The sequence below is a fragment of the Planococcus glaciei genome, assembly GCF_900099655.1.
In the GTDB taxonomy this organism is placed as follows: Bacteria; Bacillota; Bacilli; order Bacillales_A; family Planococcaceae; genus Planococcus; species Planococcus glaciei.
The window spans coordinates 26,101-41,321 of the sequence record NZ_FNDC01000014.1; the positions used below are offsets into that span (position 1 = coordinate 26,101).

Annotated in this window: 11 protein-coding genes; 10 read left to right on the plus strand and 1 reads right to left on the minus strand. The window is 45.3% G+C overall.

The window, feature by feature from the left end; all coding sequences use genetic code 11:
* Positions 1 to 171 precede the first annotated feature (171 nt).
* Complete coding sequence (locus BLQ32_RS15570; RefSeq protein WP_074511029.1) at positions 172 to 1,245, plus strand: alpha/beta fold hydrolase; 1,074 nt, start codon at positions 172 to 174, stop codon at positions 1,243 to 1,245.
* A 540-nt stretch (positions 1,246 to 1,785) separates the two neighbouring features.
* Here BLQ32_RS15570 and BLQ32_RS15575 read toward each other — a convergent pair.
* On the minus strand, positions 1,786 to 2,709 hold the full coding sequence (locus BLQ32_RS15575) for an LCP family glycopolymer transferase (protein WP_074511030.1): 924 nt from the start codon (positions 2,707 to 2,709) through the stop codon (positions 1,786 to 1,788).
* Positions 2,710 to 3,045: 336 nt separating this feature from the next.
* Here BLQ32_RS15575 and BLQ32_RS15580 point away from each other — a divergent pair, with 336 nt between their 5' ends.
* The 9 genes from BLQ32_RS15580 to BLQ32_RS15620 all read left to right on the plus strand — a co-directional run bounded on the left by BLQ32_RS15580 (position 3,046) and on the right by BLQ32_RS15620 (position 15,050).
* On the plus strand, positions 3,046 to 6,348 hold the full coding sequence (locus BLQ32_RS15580; RefSeq protein WP_074511031.1) for an ATP-binding protein: 3,303 nt from the start codon (positions 3,046 to 3,048) through the stop codon (positions 6,346 to 6,348).
* A gap of 21 nt (positions 6,349 to 6,369) precedes the next feature.
* On the plus strand, positions 6,370 to 7,065 hold the full coding sequence (locus BLQ32_RS15585; protein WP_036810494.1) for a response regulator transcription factor: 696 nt from the start codon (positions 6,370 to 6,372) through the stop codon (positions 7,063 to 7,065).
* Positions 7,066 to 7,232: 167 nt separating this feature from the next.
* Entirely contained in the window at positions 7,233 to 7,658 is a 426-nt protein-coding gene (locus tag BLQ32_RS15590; RefSeq protein ID WP_244890375.1) for a DUF4870 domain-containing protein, read from the plus strand.
* 38 nt (positions 7,659 to 7,696) lie between these two features.
* The gene (locus tag BLQ32_RS15595) at positions 7,697 to 8,485 is read left to right on the plus strand and encodes a YveK family protein (protein ID WP_074511032.1); all 789 of its coding nucleotides are present in this window, start codon (positions 7,697 to 7,699) and stop codon (positions 8,483 to 8,485) included.
* Entirely contained in the window at positions 8,427 to 9,122 is a 696-nt protein-coding gene (locus BLQ32_RS15600) for a CpsD/CapB family tyrosine-protein kinase (RefSeq protein ID WP_036810499.1), read from the plus strand. Before BLQ32_RS15595 ends, BLQ32_RS15600 begins: the two co-directional genes overlap by 59 nt.
* Before the next feature lie 37 nt (positions 9,123 to 9,159).
* On the plus strand, positions 9,160 to 11,013 hold the full coding sequence (locus BLQ32_RS15605; RefSeq protein WP_074511033.1) for a polysaccharide biosynthesis protein: 1,854 nt from the start codon (positions 9,160 to 9,162) through the stop codon (positions 11,011 to 11,013).
* A 60-nt stretch (positions 11,014 to 11,073) separates the two neighbouring features.
* Positions 11,074 to 12,435: a phenylacetate--CoA ligase family protein gene (locus BLQ32_RS15610; RefSeq protein WP_074511034.1), complete on the plus strand. Its 1,362-nt coding sequence runs from the start codon at positions 11,074 to 11,076 to the stop codon at positions 12,433 to 12,435.
* A 128-nt stretch (positions 12,436 to 12,563) separates the two neighbouring features.
* On the plus strand, positions 12,564 to 13,772 hold the full coding sequence (locus BLQ32_RS15615; RefSeq protein ID WP_425312182.1) for a DegT/DnrJ/EryC1/StrS family aminotransferase: 1,209 nt from the start codon (positions 12,564 to 12,566) through the stop codon (positions 13,770 to 13,772).
* A gap of 135 nt (positions 13,773 to 13,907) precedes the next feature.
* Positions 13,908 to 15,050 (plus strand): YeiH family protein, encoded by a 1,143-nt coding sequence (locus tag BLQ32_RS15620; RefSeq protein WP_074511035.1) that lies wholly within the window; start codon positions 13,908 to 13,910, stop codon positions 15,048 to 15,050.
* The last annotated feature ends 171 nt before the right edge of the window (positions 15,051 to 15,221 follow it).

Sequence of the window (15,221 nt, forward strand, 5' to 3'; positions counted from 1 at the left end):
CACCCGTTTATGCTTGCTGCATAGGCGGTTTTTTTATGAACTTTTATTAGAAAATTCAGTATTTACAAATATTTGAAAGGCTATATAATGAAATTCAAAGGCTGGAAATTTTGATATAAGAGACAACGCGCTTTTCTCTGGCCAAAAGACAACAGGAAGGTGGTAGAGGTAATGATTGAAAATGCTTTTTATTCACCGGAAAAGCACGGCCCATATAAACTTTTCAATTTGGGGAATTTTGAGTTGGAAGAGGGAGGCATTATTCCCGACTGCAAACTGGCTTATGCAACACATGGAAAATTGAACGAGAAAAAAGACAATGTCATTATTGTGCCAACGTGGTTTTCAGGGACGAGCAAAGATTACGAATCTTACATAGGAAAAGGCAGAGCGCTCGATCCGGATGAATATTTCATCATTGTCATTAACCAGATTGGCAATGGATTATCGAGTTCCCCCCATAATAGCCTGCCGCCCGTCAGCATGCAAAGTTTTCCGAAAGTGCGGATCGGCGATGATGTACGGGCACAGCACCGGCTGGTGACGGAATTATTTAGCGTACAGGAAGTGGCGCTTGTAGTCGGCGGTTCGATGGGGGCACAGCAAACGTATGAATGGGCAGTCCGGTATCCGGAAATGGTCAAACGAGCAGCACCGATTGCGGGCACCGCTAAAAACACCATCCACGATTTTTTGTTCACCCAGACTTTGATCGACGCAATCACTTCTGATCCAGGCTGGAACCTTGGGGAATACCGGTCAAACGCGGAAGTCGCGGATGGGCTGAAACGCCATGCGGATATTTGGGCGGTCATGGGGTTTTGTCCGGAGTTTTTCAACCAGGAGAAATGGGGCTTGTTCGGGGTGGAGTCTGCTGAAGAACTGGTTGAAGGATTTCTCGAGCCTTTCTTTCAGATGATGGATCCGAATGCGCTGCTCGCCATGGCGTGGAAATGGCAGCGCGGCGATGTCAGCCGGTTGGCAGACGGCAATTTAGCGGAAGCGCTTGGGCGCATCCAAGCTAAAGTATTTGTCATGCCGATTGATACAGACATGTTCTTCCCGCCCACTGATTGCGAGCGGGAACAGCAAATGATTCCAAACAGTGAGTTGAAAGTCATCCGCAGCCTCGCCGGCCACTTTGGCTTGTTCGGCGGAGAAGGGCCCAGCTACCATGGCCAAATCGACGAACACCTGAAAGCATTGCTGGCAGTACCGGTATCGGAAAGAATCGTCGAACAATGAAAAGCTATTGAATACAAAAAAAGCCATCCACTGCAGCAGTGGTTGGCTTCAGACTGTAGACAAAGTATAAATGAAATGAATAGAAATGCATAAAACCAACCGGACCGGCCACTTCGCTTTCCGTGGGCTCAGCTTCAGCCTCCTCGTCGCTCTGCTCCTGCGGGGTCTTCAGCTTTCGCTGGTCCCACAGGAGTCTCCGTGGCCGGACCGGTTGGGCGTGTCACTTTCATTTAAAAGTGAACAATCATCAAATCGAAGCTTAACCATCTAGTTGTAGAAGAAAAGCGACACCTTTGGGTAGGCTCCACGTTAAGGAGCCAAAGTGAAAGCCGGCGACTCCGGCGGGATAGCGAAGTGCCGAAATCCACTCGGGACGCAAGTTCCGAGTTAGTTCGGCGCGAGCCCGCGGAATGCGTCCGGCTGTAACGGAGGATCCGGGATTATCTCTCCACTCGGATATTTATTCAGCTAGCATGTGTAAAAATTCTTTTGTCTCCAAGCAAAAGCCAGCCACTGCACGTTGCAGCGGCTGGCTTTCCACTATTTCAATCCCAAATGCCCCTTGAGTTCTGCTTTGACAACAGATAATTCCTCTTGGTCCATCATATAATACCAAATTCCTCCGATGGTTTCGCCGTAGCCTTTTTCAAAAACAAGCTGTTCGACATCGGTTGAAGCGCTGCGGTAATTTTTTTGGATGTCGATCATCTCGCTGAACTCCATATTGGTTTTGACATTGTTGCCTAAAGCATCAAAAATTTTCGGATAGTTGAAGAGGGTCGTGGCGGAAACGGCTTCCGACATAATGCTTTGGATAACTTGTTTTTGCCGGTCCTGCCGGCCGAAGTCGCCGTTGGGATCCTGTTTTCGCATCTGCACAAAGTCCAAAGCCTGGTCGCCGGTTAAGGTCAATTCCCCTTTTTTGAAGTCATCAAAGGCAAAGGCGTTGTCGACGGTAATGCCGTCCAAAGCATCAATGACGTCTTTAAATCCTTCCATATTCAGTTGCACCACATAATCAATAGGGATATCCAGCAGCTTTTCCGTCGTATCAAGCGACATATCAATTCCGCCGAAGGCGTAGGCGTGGTTGATTTTATCCAATTTATCAAGTCCGACGATTTCTGTGTACGTATCCCGCGGTATGCTGACCATTTTAGTGGAATTGTCAGTCGGATTGATGGTCAAAACAATCATCGTATCAGAACGACCACGGTCATCTTCGCGTTCGTCAACGCCCAGCAGGAGAACGGAAATGGGATTCTTTTCTTCCAGCACTACTTTTTCTTCTCGCATCGGGGAGGCCTCTCTTGCAATGGGTTGATGGATTTCATCCAGTGTATTGGAAGCTTTGGGGAAAAGAATCACCAAATATACGACCCCGGCAAGAAAGAGAAATGCCATCGAACGGGTGACCCAACGGCTTTTTTTTCTGGCTCTTCGGCCGCCGCTTTGTTTGGACATGTTTTTCACCTCTTTCAGGGCATCGAATGCCCTAATTTGGAATATAAGACAAAGGACATCATCTATTTCTTTTTTATAGCTTAATTGGTTTAATCTAATAGGTCAATAGTTTTAATTGAATTTTCAGAAAGAAATAAGTTTTCATTTTATGTGAGAAATGGTATGATTCTTATAAATCAAACAACCTAATTTAAAGACATAATATGTAAGCAATAAGATTCAAATTTTCTGAATAATGGATTTAATGATAGTATTTAAGGATACATAAGGTAATTTTATTTTTTTATGTGGCGACGGAAAGCAAAAGCGATTTTTAAAGAACAGAGGTGTTTCTATATGTCTTCAACTTATCAGAATATATCTTGGGCGATAAAATTCCTCTTTGTCTTTTGGGTTTTATTGATGCTGGCAGGCAGCGGAAATGAGCCGCTGCATCCCATTGAAAGTGAACAGATTCTGGAGTTGAGCGATTCACAGACTCATTTGGAAATAGAAAATGGTTTGTATATTTTCGAAGACGATCAAGGGGATTTCACCATTGAAGACATGACCCGCCCTATTATGGACATGCAATTCATGCCGAATATTGAAGGGACATTAAATAAAGGCTTTACGGAGACTGTTTACTGGCTTCGTTTCCAAGTGCAGAACGCATCGCCTGATAAAACCTGGCTGCTTGAAGTTGCCGCTCCATCCTTGAGCAGCGCAACTTTGTACTCTCCGGCTGACAACGGGGTTTATACAGCGAAAGAACTTGGAAGGAACAGCGATCTGAAGGAACGGGAAGTTTACCACCGGAACCTGGTCTACACTTTGGAACTGGAAGAAGGAGCGGTAAAAACCTATTATATGCGCGTTGAATCAGAAGGGCCGCTTCAAATTCCGGTATCTATCTGGGAGGTAAAACGGTTTGAGGAAAAGGCCCGGACAACCACAGTGTTTATTGGAATTGTCAGCGGGATTCTGTTTGTTGTGTTGCTCTACCATTTCGCGCAGTTTATAAAAGTCCGCCAACTGAGTTATTTGTATTTCGTGTTCTTGGCATTTTCATTCATTTTTACTTTTACTTCAATGGCCGGGTTGACGCTGACATTTATATGGCCGGATCTGCTGTGGCTTAATGAGCAGTTTTTATTGCTGCTTGCCGGCATCTCCAATATCTTTGTGCTCCTGTTTACCGAAAACTTTCTGGATGTGCGCCGCCATTTGACGAGAGCCAAGCGCATATTCCAACTGTTGAGCATCGCCAGTTTAACTGGAATTGCCCTGCTGCTTTTTTCAAATGAGGGTGCGCGCTGGCTTATCCCGGCATTACTCATCGGCAGTCTGGCATTTATCTTTTCCATGGCCATCTTCAGTGTGCAAAAAGGAATTGTCTATTCCCGTTATTTTGCCGCTGCCGCCTTCTTACTGTTTTTTGGAACGGCCATTTCATTTTTGACCCTTGCAGGAAATATTCCTTTTACCGGAAGGTCGCATCATGCAGGGTATATCACAATATGCCTCGGCGTTTTATTGATAGCGTTGGCATTGGCTGATAAAGCTGCTGTAAAAAGGCAGGAGAAATACGAACTGGAAAGAAAAGCGATTGAACGGCAACGGCTTGCAATGGAATCGTTAAAACATGCGAATGAACGGAAAGATGAGCTGCTGGCTGTGACTTCCCATAATCTGCGGACGCCTTTATACGGCATGATCGGCATTGCGGAATCCTTGCAGGAAATGTCGGCGGGCAGAATTTCCCCGGCGATGTCCCATCAACTGGGCACCATCATTTCCAGTGGGAAAAAACTGGCGCATATGATCAACGATATTCTTGATTTTTCAAAGCTCAAACAAAACACGCTGGATATCCATGTTGAACCGGTCCAATTAGCCGATACGGCAGAAACGGTCATCACGTTGTGTGCGCCGCTTGTCAAAGATAAACAAGTCGCCTTGTATCATACCATTTCCGAAAATTTGCCTCTTGTCATTGCTGATCCGGACCGGGTGCAGCAAGTCCTTTTCAACTTGATCGGCAATGCCGTGAAATATACGCAAACCGGAGAAATAGTCGTCTCCGCTCAAAAAACAGGAAAACAAATTAAAATTTCTGTACGCGATACCGGCAAAGGGATACAAGAAGACAAGATTTCTTCGCTTTTTGAACCTTATCGCCCGGAAGATGCCGATGATGGCGAAGCCCGGGGTGTGGGAATCGGTTTGAATATATCCAAACGGCTCGTTGAACTGCAGGGCGGCTGGGTGGAAGTTGAGTCGAAAGTGGGGACCGGTTCCATCTTCAGTTTTACGCTCCCGATCTACGTAAAAGAAGAATTGGAAGAACCGGAACCGAACGAGAATCTGGTTGTAGAAGAAATGTCATCGCAAGAATTGGCACATACCATGGCTCAGCGCAGATTCGACCGAAAACAGATACGGATTCTGGTAGTTGACCCGGAAGGCGTAAACCGCCAGATGGTAACCTATCAGCTGATGCGTGAAGGCTATGAAGTGGCTGGAGTGACCAGCGGGGAAGATGCATTGCAGCTGCTTGAAGAACGGCCCATTGATATGGTGATATTGGAATGGGAATTGGCGGATATGTCCGGAGACGAACTCAGCCGAAGCATCCGGAAAAAGTTCACATTAACAGAATTGCCGATCCTGATGCTGTCGAAAGAGGAAGGCCTGGAGCATAAAACCAATGCGTTTACTGCTGGGGCAAATGACTATTTGGTGAAACCGTGCGACAAAGAAGAGTTTATGGCACGGGTCGAGACACTGGCCAATTTAAGAAGCCTGACTCAGGAAATCACCAATATCAATTATTTCCTGGAGCGCAATATTAAAGAACGGACAATGGCGCTCGAAATCACCAATATGAACTTGGTGACGGTCAACGATGAAATTCAGGAAATCGAAAAATCCCGCAATGAGATGCTTTCCACGATTTCCCATGAACTCGGCACACCGATTACGCTGATCCATAGCTACATCCAAGCTGTAAAAGAGAGTTTGATTGATGAAAAAAATCCAAGGTATTTGGATATGATCCACAATAAACTGCTGTTGCTGGAACGGCTGACCGAAGACTTGGTTGAGCTTTCGAAATACAAATCCGGCAACATGACTTTGCGCTTTGAACAAGTGAAATTAGGAGACTGGCTCCAGCGCCTCGTTCTGGGCATGGAGTATGATGTAACGCAAAGTGGACGCATTTTTGAGCATCAAAAAGGAAAGCATGAGCCTTGGCAGGACAAAATGGCAATGTCTATCGATGTGGACCGGATTGATCAAGTATTCTCCAATGTTTTGTGGAATGCTGTCAAACATACATCATCCATCGATGGGAAAATTACGGTGTCTGCTGAAGTATTCACCCACGATAAAGAAGACACGGTGCTGGATCTGGAAGAGTTTGACGGTGAAGTCATCATAAAAGTGGCGGATACCGGAAGCGGAATCGACAAAGATGTGCTGCCGCATATATTTGACCGCTTCTTCAAAATGGATGCTTCGGCTACGTACAAAGGCAGCGGCCTTGGGCTCGCCATCGCAAAAGAAATCATTCTTTCGCATAAAGGAGAGATTTGGGCAGAAAGCGAAGTGGGCAAAGGAAGTGTATTCTACATCGCGTTGCCTTTAAATTTCTGAGACCTGTAAGGAGGGGATATTATGAGTGAAGCAACGGTGCTCGTTGTAGAGGATGAAGAAGGAATCCGTGAGTTGATCCGGCTGTTTTTAATTAAAAAAGGCTACAAGGTGATTGATGCTGAAGACGGATATGAAGCCATGGATAAGCTTGCCAAAGAAAATCCGGACTTGATTTTGCTGGATATTGAAATGCCGGGAATCAATGGCCTGGAAGTATGCGAACAAATCCGGATGCAGACAAAAATGCCTATTCTTTTTGTCAGTTACCGCAAAGAGCTTTCGTATAAAATACAAGGGCTTGAAGCTGGAGGCGACGATTACATTACAAAACCGTTCGATTTCAATGAGCTGGAAGCGCGCATCCGGGCGATATTAAGAAGAAACGGCTGGACCAATGGAGAAGAAGAGAAGCTCTCCATCCTGCAGTACAACAATATTAAAATTCATATTGATGCACGGGAGCTGTATATCGACGACAAGCCGGTCCACCTTTACCATAAAGAATTCCAGCTGCTTCTGCTGCTTGCCCAGACGCCGAACCGGGTTTGGACCGCTGAACAATTGTATGACCGCATTTGGGGCTATTATTCGGAAGGGGACATCCAGACGGTAAAAGTCCATATCAGCAATTTGCGGCGCAAAGTAGAGAAGGATCCAGCCAACCCTTTGCATATCCGTACCGTCAGAGGGTTTGGTTATAAATTTGCAACAGAGTAAAATGGCCCACTTATCATACCCCTATCTTTTGTCTCTAAGACAAAAGATAGGGGTATTTATTTTTTTATTCAAAAATATTTTAATAATTAAAACTATTTAACTTCTTTTTAACCTTGTCTATTTAGTATTAGGTCAAATGATTGAGATTAATAAAGGAGGAACAGAACATGGTTGAGAATAATTTCAAAATGTCTGACGAACAGCACTTGAGCAATCTGGATAAACAAACAGTGTTTAAACGGCCGGCAGAAGTAGGCGCTGTCAGTTCAGACAGCACATCCATAGGGCTTCACGAAAATATCGCTGGCTCGCTGGCTTATCTGCTCGGTTTTTTCACGGGCTTCGTTCTTCTCTTGATTGAAAGAGAAAATCGATTTGTCCGGTTCCACGCAATTCAATCGATTTATTTATCAATCGCCTTTTTAACTGTCTTTACCGTCATGGGCATGCTGCCTCTGGTAGGTTGGCTGTCCGGTGTCATCCTGTCGCCGATCGGCTTGGTGCTTTGGATCATTCTCATGCTGAACGCCTATAACGGCAAGTATTCGAAAATTGCCTATATCGGGGAAATTGCAGAAAAGCAAGCGCATTAAAAGCAGTTCAAAAACAATTAGAAACAGAGGTGTAAGGCATGGAAAGTACGTTCAATGTCAAAGAATTTTTAATCGCTTTACGTAAACGGCTGCCGCTGATCATCATTGTGACTTTGTTATTTGTCGCATTGAGCGGAATTGTCAGCTACACAATGATGAAGCCGATTTATCAGGCATCCACACAAATTTTAGTGAACCAAAAAATCACCAACCCGCTCCAGTCCAACGATTTGAATATCGATGCCAATATCCAATTGGTTGAAACGTATAACATCATCATCAAGAGCCCCGCCATTCTATCGGAAGTAATCGAAGAACTGGAATTGAAAGAATCCGTTTCAGACCTGGATAAGAGCATTACCGTATCAAGTGAAGAAAATGCACAAATCCTTACGCTGGAAGTGGAAGATGCTTCGATGGAACGCGCGGTGCTGATCGCCAATACGACGGCTTCCGTTTTCCAGGCAAAAATCAAATCCTTGATGAATGTCGATAATGTCAACATCCTGGCACCGGCAATCGTGCCGGTAGATCCTAAACCGGTCAAGCCGGATCCGCTGTTCAATATGGCCATCGGTGCAATCATCGGCTTTATGCTGGGGACGGGCCTTGCCATCCTGGTTGACCAAATGAATACGACAATCCGGAAAGAAGAAGATATTGAAGAAATCACAGGGCTTCAAGTGCTCGGAATTGTCAGCAATGTGCCAGGCAGCAAGGAATACACACGAACAACCAATATTAACGAAAAGAAGGAGTTGATAGCTGATGTGGACGCAGAAAAAATCAAAGGGGTCAGCAACCCGAAAATTGGTGGGTCATACTAAGCCCCAAGCATTGGTGAACGAGCAGTACCGTACTATCCGGACAAATATCAATTTTTCATTGCCGGGCGATGACACGAAAACCATTTTGTTCACATCGGCTGCAAAAGAAGAAGGAAAATCAACCACTTCCTGCAATATGGCCATTGTTTTTGCAGAAGCAGGAAAAAGAGTGCTGCTGGTCGATGCCGATATGAGGCGGCCGACCTTGCACCATTCGTTCCAGCTCAGCAATAAGATCGGCTTGTCCAATTTGCTTTTGAAAAAAGGCCGATTGCAGGACTGTGTGAAAAGAAGCGGCGTCGTAGGGTTGGATTTGCTGCTATGCGGCCAGATTCCTCCAAATCCGGCAGAGCTGCTCAGTTCTCCCGCGCTCGACGACTTACTGGAAGAAATGAAAGCGCGGTATGACTTGATCATCATTGATTCTCCGCCTCTATTGGCAGTCACCGATTCGAAAATATTGGCCAATAAGTGCGATGCCACTGTTTTGGTAGTGAATACAGGCAAAACAGAAAAAGACAGCGTCAAAAAAGCGAGAGATGCCCTTGTTACTTCAAAAGCATTTATCCTCGGCGTTGTAATGAACAATTATGAGCTGACAAAAGAAAATTATTATTACCATAACTACAACAGCTAAAGCTTTTTAAAATGAAAGATGAGATGGGGTAATTCAATTGACGATAAAGAAAAGGTTCATTTCATTATTCTTCATTGACTCACTGATCCTTCTTTCCTCCATCTATGCCTGTTATTTGTTTTTGTATCCGTATGCGAGCGTGCTGTCCAATGAAATGCTTTTCATCAGTACGGTCACGCTTTTCATCGCATACCATTCGTTTGCCTGGCATTTCGGTTTATACCGCAAAGTCTGGTCTTATGCATCTGTCGACGAACTGAAATCAATTGTTGTGGCTGTGTCGTTGACTATATTTGTAGCGATGATCATGCAGTATGCATATTCAAGCCAGCTGTATATCAGGACTTTGATGCTTTCGTGGATGCTGCTGGTTTTCTTTATCGGAGCTTCCCGGATTTCCTTGAGAATCCTTCAGGAAGGCAAGATCAAGAAAAAAGCGATACTGACCAGCCGCACGATGGTAGTAGGGGCAGGACAGGGAGGCAGAATGATTGCAAGGCATATGAAGCAAAATCCGGAATGGGGAAGAAATCCAGTGATCTTTGCAGATGATGATAAAACGCAATGGGGGCTTGAAATCAATGGGATTGAGGTCGTGGGGTCTCTTGAACGGATTCCGGAATTTGTAGCCGACCACAAAATTGATCAGATTGTCATTGCAATTCCATCCCTTTCGAAAAAAGAGATGGCTGAGTTGACGAAAATGTGCATCGACACCGGCGCCAAAACACAAACGCTGCCGCGCATCGAAGATTTAATGACCGGGAAAATTAAGGTCAGCGACATCCGGGATGTGAAAATTGAAGACTTGCTTGGGCGCGAGGAAGTAAAGCTGGATATGGCAGCAATCGAAGAACAAGTCCAAGGGAAAACGGTGATGGTAACCGGTGCCGGCGGCTCGATCGGCTCAGAAATTTGCCGGCAGATTTCCAACTTCAACCCGTCGCGCCTTTTGCTGTTGGGCCATGGGGAAAACTCCATTTACACGATCGACATGGAGCTTCGCAGAAAAGTGCCGAAAACGACAGAAATCATTCCCATTATTGCAGATGTCCAGGACCGCGAACGCATTTTCCAGGCAGTCAACCAGTTCCGGCCGGATATGATTTATCATGCCGCTGCCCATAAGCACGTTCCGCTGATGGAAGCGAATCCGCTGGAAGCGGTGAAAAACAATGTGTTCGGCACAAAGAACATTGCGGAAGCTGCAGACAAATACGGAGTTGGCAGCTTCGTTATGATTTCGACCGATAAAGCGGTCAATCCGCCGAATATCATGGGGGCGACCAAACGTTTTGCAGAAATGATCGTGCAGAACCTGGCAATCAACAGCAAAACCACTTTCTCAGCGGTGCGTTTCGGAAATGTACTTGGATCTCGTGGAAGTGTAGTGCCGCTGTTTAAGGAACAAATTGCAAAAGGCGGCCCGATTACGATAACCGACCCTGAAATGACCCGTTACTTCATGACCATTCCTGAAGCGTCGCGCTTGGTGATCCAAGCAGGCCTCCTGGCTTCGGGAGGAGAAGTATTCGTTCTGGATATGGGGGAACCCGTCAAGATTGTCGATCTTGCGCGCAACTTGATCAAGTTGTCCGGCTACGAAGAAAACGAAATCAAAATTCAATTTACAGGCATGCGGCCAGGCGAAAAATTGTATGAAGAACTGCTCGATGCCAGTGAAATTCAGGAAGAAAAGATTTTCCCGAAAATTTATATCGGCAAATCCACTCCGATCGGCCAGGTAGAGATGCTGAAGGTCATCAAACAGCTTCCTGAGATGGATGCCGAAGAAACGAAGGAAGTTTTGCTGAAGCTGGCAAACCGCAAGCGCCCGGAACCGGAGTGGCAGGACGGTTGGAAAGTGGAGGCAAAAGGCGAATATGCTTAATAGCCATTTAGCAGAAAACACGGCCCGGCCAATCATCAACATTTAAAGGAGGAAGTGCGAATGCGTGATTTTACAATGAAAATATACGACAATTCGCCGATTTACTTCCAAAACCTTTTAACAAGCATTGAGGGATATATTGAAACCAAAAAGAAATACGGTCATTTATATTTTAAGTTTCTAAAAAAACTTGGCCAGCGCGACTACACAGATCAAGCGTATGAAAAGGAGTACCAGCAGCAGGAAATGCAGAAATTGATCAAGCATGCATATGACGAAAGCCCATTTTACCGGGATCTGTATAAAAACATCGATCTTGCCACGATTCAAAGTGTCGAAGATCTGAAGAAATTGCCGATTTTGGAGAAAGAAGTGGTCAGAAATCATATTGAGTCGATGTATACAATTTCTGAAAAGTCGGCTTTGGTTGCCTATACCCTTGATTCGGCTGGCATCCCTCTGAAAATCTTGTTTACAAAGGAAGATGTGCAAAAACACATGGCGTTTCTCGATTTTTTCAAAAAGCAGCATGGCGTCATTAATTTGGAAATGAAGCGGGCCACTTTCAGCTCGGACCGCTTCATTCCAAAACGGCAGCAGAAAAAAGTTTTTTGGCGGGACAATTACTCTATTAAACAGCGCCTTTATTCCTCGTATTACTGCATTGAACCGAATGCAAAGGAATTTGTGAATAACCTGGATAGCTATAAACCGGACTTTATTGACGGTGTGCCTTCCGCCATTTATGAAGTAGCAAAGTACATCAACCGGAATAATATCATTTTATCTTTTAAGCCAATTGCCATTTTCTCAACAGCTGAAACACTTTCTCCAGCTTACCGGAAGGAAATCGAAGAGGCATTTGATTGTCCGCTTCGCTATCATTATGCCTCCCTGGAAGGAGCACCTTTTATAACCGAATGTATAAAAGGGAAACTCCATTACAACTTAAGCTCCGGCGTAATTGAAACAACCGAAGACCAGGAAATGATCATCACCTGTTTCAATACGTACGGCACGCCGTTGATCCGCTATAACCTAGGAGAACGGATTGAACTGCTGCAAGATGAAAAACTATGCGAATGCGGCAATTCCCATCCGGTGTTAAAGGAACTGAAAAGCAAGAAAGATGACTATCTCCAATCGAAGAGCAAAGGGAAGTTCACCGCTCTCTATATGTCGATGGCCAGCAGCAAATTTTCGGGCAGCATCCGAAAGATACAGTTTATCCAAAATTCCCGTGACGTGATCGATGTGATGGTCGAAGCGGCAGAAGGATACACCAACGCCGTTACGGCAAACATTCATGAAGAGATGGAATACATCTTCGGCAAAGACATGCGATTCAATATCCGGATTGTTGAAGAAATTCCGCCCCACGCCAATAACAAATTCAAATTGATCATCAATAATGTGAACTGAAAAATGTGAAATCATTAAAGGAGTGGACGCAGGTTAATGGGACATTTGAACAGGAACTGCCTACCGAATCAAACTATCATTCCCTTGGTGAATTTGGATGATATGCCGGACAGAAAGGAGTTGACGAAATGATGAAGATCCTTCCAATCGAGCAGAACAAGCAAACCAGCATCTTTATATCTTCTGTGGAAAAGAAAGAAAGAGTCTTTTTGTCTTCTCCCCATATGACGGGAAATGAAATGAAATATATCCATGAAGCATTTGAAACCAATTGGATAGCACCCATTGGGCCGAATGTGGACAAGTTCGAAGAAGAATTGGCGGCTTATGTCGGAACAACGGGCGGTGCAGCCCTGAGCTCCGGAACAGCGGCGATTCACTTAGCGCTTCGCCTGTTGGACATCGGCTCGGGAGACCGGGTATTTTGTTCAAGCTTAACCTTTGTGGCAAGCGCGAATCCGATTCTTTACACCGGAGCAGAACCGGTTTTCATCGATTCCGAAGAAGAGACATGGAATATGTCTCCGATTGCCTTGCGCAAAGCGTTTGCCGCTGCGGATAAAGAAGGGCATTTGCCAAAAGCGGTCATCGTCGTTAATTTATACGGACAAAGTGCAAAAATGGATGAATTGATGGCGATTTGCGACGAATACAATGTGCCGGTGATTGAAGATGCAGCTGAATCTTTAGGTTCGTTGTATAAAGGAAGAAAAAGCGGGACAATCGGAGAATTCGGCATTTACTCTTTTAACGGCAATAAAATCATCACCGCTTCGAGCGGAGGCATGCTGGTTGCCAATGATTTGAATGCGCTGGAAAAAGCGCGTTTCCTCGGATCCCAGGCAAAAGATCCGGCTCCTTACTACAAACACCATGAAGTGGGCTACAATTACCGCATGAGCAATGTCCTTGCCGGAATCGGGCGTGCGCAGTTAGAGGCTATCGATGACCGCGTCAAAGCGAGACGGAAAGTGTACGAGCGCTACGCAGAAGGCTTTAAAGACATTCCGGCAATCCGTTTCCAGCCTGAACTTGAAGAAACGTATTCCAACCGCTGGCTAAGTGTATTCACTTTGGATCCGGAGCTGACTTCATTGACGCCGGAAATCATCAAAAGTGCGCTTGAAGCCGAAAGCATCGAATCCCGCAATGTCTGGAACCCGCTGCACCAGCAGGAACTTTTCAAAGGCACCCAGTTCTTTGCCCACGGCGACGGAGAAGCAGTCAGCGATAACATATTCCGTCACGGATTATGCCTCCCTTCCGGATCGAATATGACGGTCTATCAGCAAATGCGCGTGATTGACGTGGTCAAGGGACTGTTTTTACAACATTAAAAGTTAAGCAAAAGCCTGTCTTAATGATAGGCTTTTTTGTTTTGAGCCCAGAAAGCCACTCCAGTCCAGATTTAATGCTAGAATTATAAAAGTATTTTAGTGATATATAATTAAATGCATGTGAGGATGAAGAGAATGGCGGATAAATTGAAGAAGATTTCGATAGGGAATTATATTCCGGGATTGTTGATTTGCTTAGTAGTCATGCTCGCGGGAATTTATGGGGCTGATTTGATTGGGATTTTGCTATTGGCTGCCGGTATTTTGCCGGAAGGAAGTGCCAGTCCAATTTCCGGGATTTTTGTGGCCATCTTGATCGGGATTGTGATACGCAATACAGTCGGCTTGCCGGATCTTTTTTCAAAAGGCATCAGTTTTGCTGTGAAATACGCGCTTCGTGCCGGCATCATTTTGCTTGGCCTGCGCTTAAGCTTGACGGAAGCCTTGAAGTTGGGAGCCTGGGGGCTGCCGCTGATTGTCGCCTGTATTTCAGTCGGACTTTTTGTCACATTATTTTTTACCAGCAAACTAAATCAGTCCAACCGGCTTGGCACTTTGATCGCTACGGGCACTGGCATCTGCGGAGTCACGGCCATCATGGCTACAGCGCCTGTAATTAAAGCGAAAGAAAATGAAATTTCTTACGCGGTGGCAAACATCACGATATTCGGTTTATTGGGAATGCTTTTTTACCCTTACCTCGCCCACGCCTTTTTTGCAGACGAGCCGATCAAAGCCGGATTATTCTTAGGAACAGCCATCCACGACACGGCGCAAGTGACAGGCGCAGCTCTTATATACGATCAAATGTATGAATCGGATACGGTTGTGGATGTGGCAACGATCACCAAACTGACCCGCAATTTATTTATCATTGTCGTCATTCCGTTTGTGTCTTATCTGTTTTTTAGAAACGGCAATAAAAACGGCCAGAAAACAGCATTGCCGAAATGGTACAAACTGTTTCCACTCTTCATTTTAGGCTTCTTGTTTCTGTCTTTAGTCCGGACTATTGGAGATGCTACTGTATCTTCGACCGGGCAGGCGTTTAGCTTATTCACTCCGGATGCCTGGGAAAACTTCTATAGCTTTTGGAGCTCGTTCGGCTCGACGTATATGTTGGGCCTTGCCATGGCCGGAGTCGGGCTTGGAACGAACTTGAAAATTTTCAAAGGCCTTGGCATCAAACCGTTTTACATCGGATTGATCGCTGCGGTGTCAGTTGGCAGCGTCAGCTTGCTGCTCATTTCCTTATTTGGCGATTTGATCAATGTGTAAGAAAAGGAGTTGTCCCAAAAGCGATTTGGGACAACTCCTTTTTTATTAGCTTCTTTGGGGAAATTTGTACCCTGTAACCAATAGGCCGTCCGTCCGTCTACTGATTAAAAAGGGGGAGCTTTCCATGTTCAACGTGAAATTATTTGTTGTGATTCTTTTAACAGCCTATTT

Excerpts from the sequence above, each read along its gene's own strand:
- BLQ32_RS15570 (WP_074511029.1), top strand. The coding sequence starts at position 172 with ATGATTGAAAATGCTTTTTATTCACCGGAAAAGCACGGCCCATATAAA.
- BLQ32_RS15575 (WP_074511030.1), bottom strand. The coding sequence starts at position 2,709 with ATGTCCAAACAAAGCGGCGGCCGAAGAGCCAGAAAAAAAAGCCGTTGG.
- BLQ32_RS15580 (WP_074511031.1), top strand. The coding sequence starts at position 3,046 with ATGTCTTCAACTTATCAGAATATATCTTGGGCGATAAAATTCCTCTTT.
- BLQ32_RS15585 (WP_036810494.1), top strand. The coding sequence starts at position 6,370 with ATGAGTGAAGCAACGGTGCTCGTTGTAGAGGATGAAGAAGGAATCCGT.
- BLQ32_RS15590 (WP_244890375.1), top strand. The coding sequence starts at position 7,233 with ATGGTTGAGAATAATTTCAAAATGTCTGACGAACAGCACTTGAGCAAT.
- BLQ32_RS15595 (WP_074511032.1), top strand. The coding sequence starts at position 7,697 with ATGGAAAGTACGTTCAATGTCAAAGAATTTTTAATCGCTTTACGTAAA.
- BLQ32_RS15600 (WP_036810499.1), top strand. The coding sequence starts at position 8,427 with ATGTGGACGCAGAAAAAATCAAAGGGGTCAGCAACCCGAAAATTGGTG.
- BLQ32_RS15610 (WP_074511034.1), top strand. The coding sequence starts at position 11,074 with ATGCGTGATTTTACAATGAAAATATACGACAATTCGCCGATTTACTTC.
- BLQ32_RS15615 (WP_425312182.1), top strand. The coding sequence starts at position 12,564 with ATGATGAAGATCCTTCCAATCGAGCAGAACAAGCAAACCAGCATCTTT.
- BLQ32_RS15620 (WP_074511035.1), top strand. The coding sequence starts at position 13,908 with ATGGCGGATAAATTGAAGAAGATTTCGATAGGGAATTATATTCCGGGA.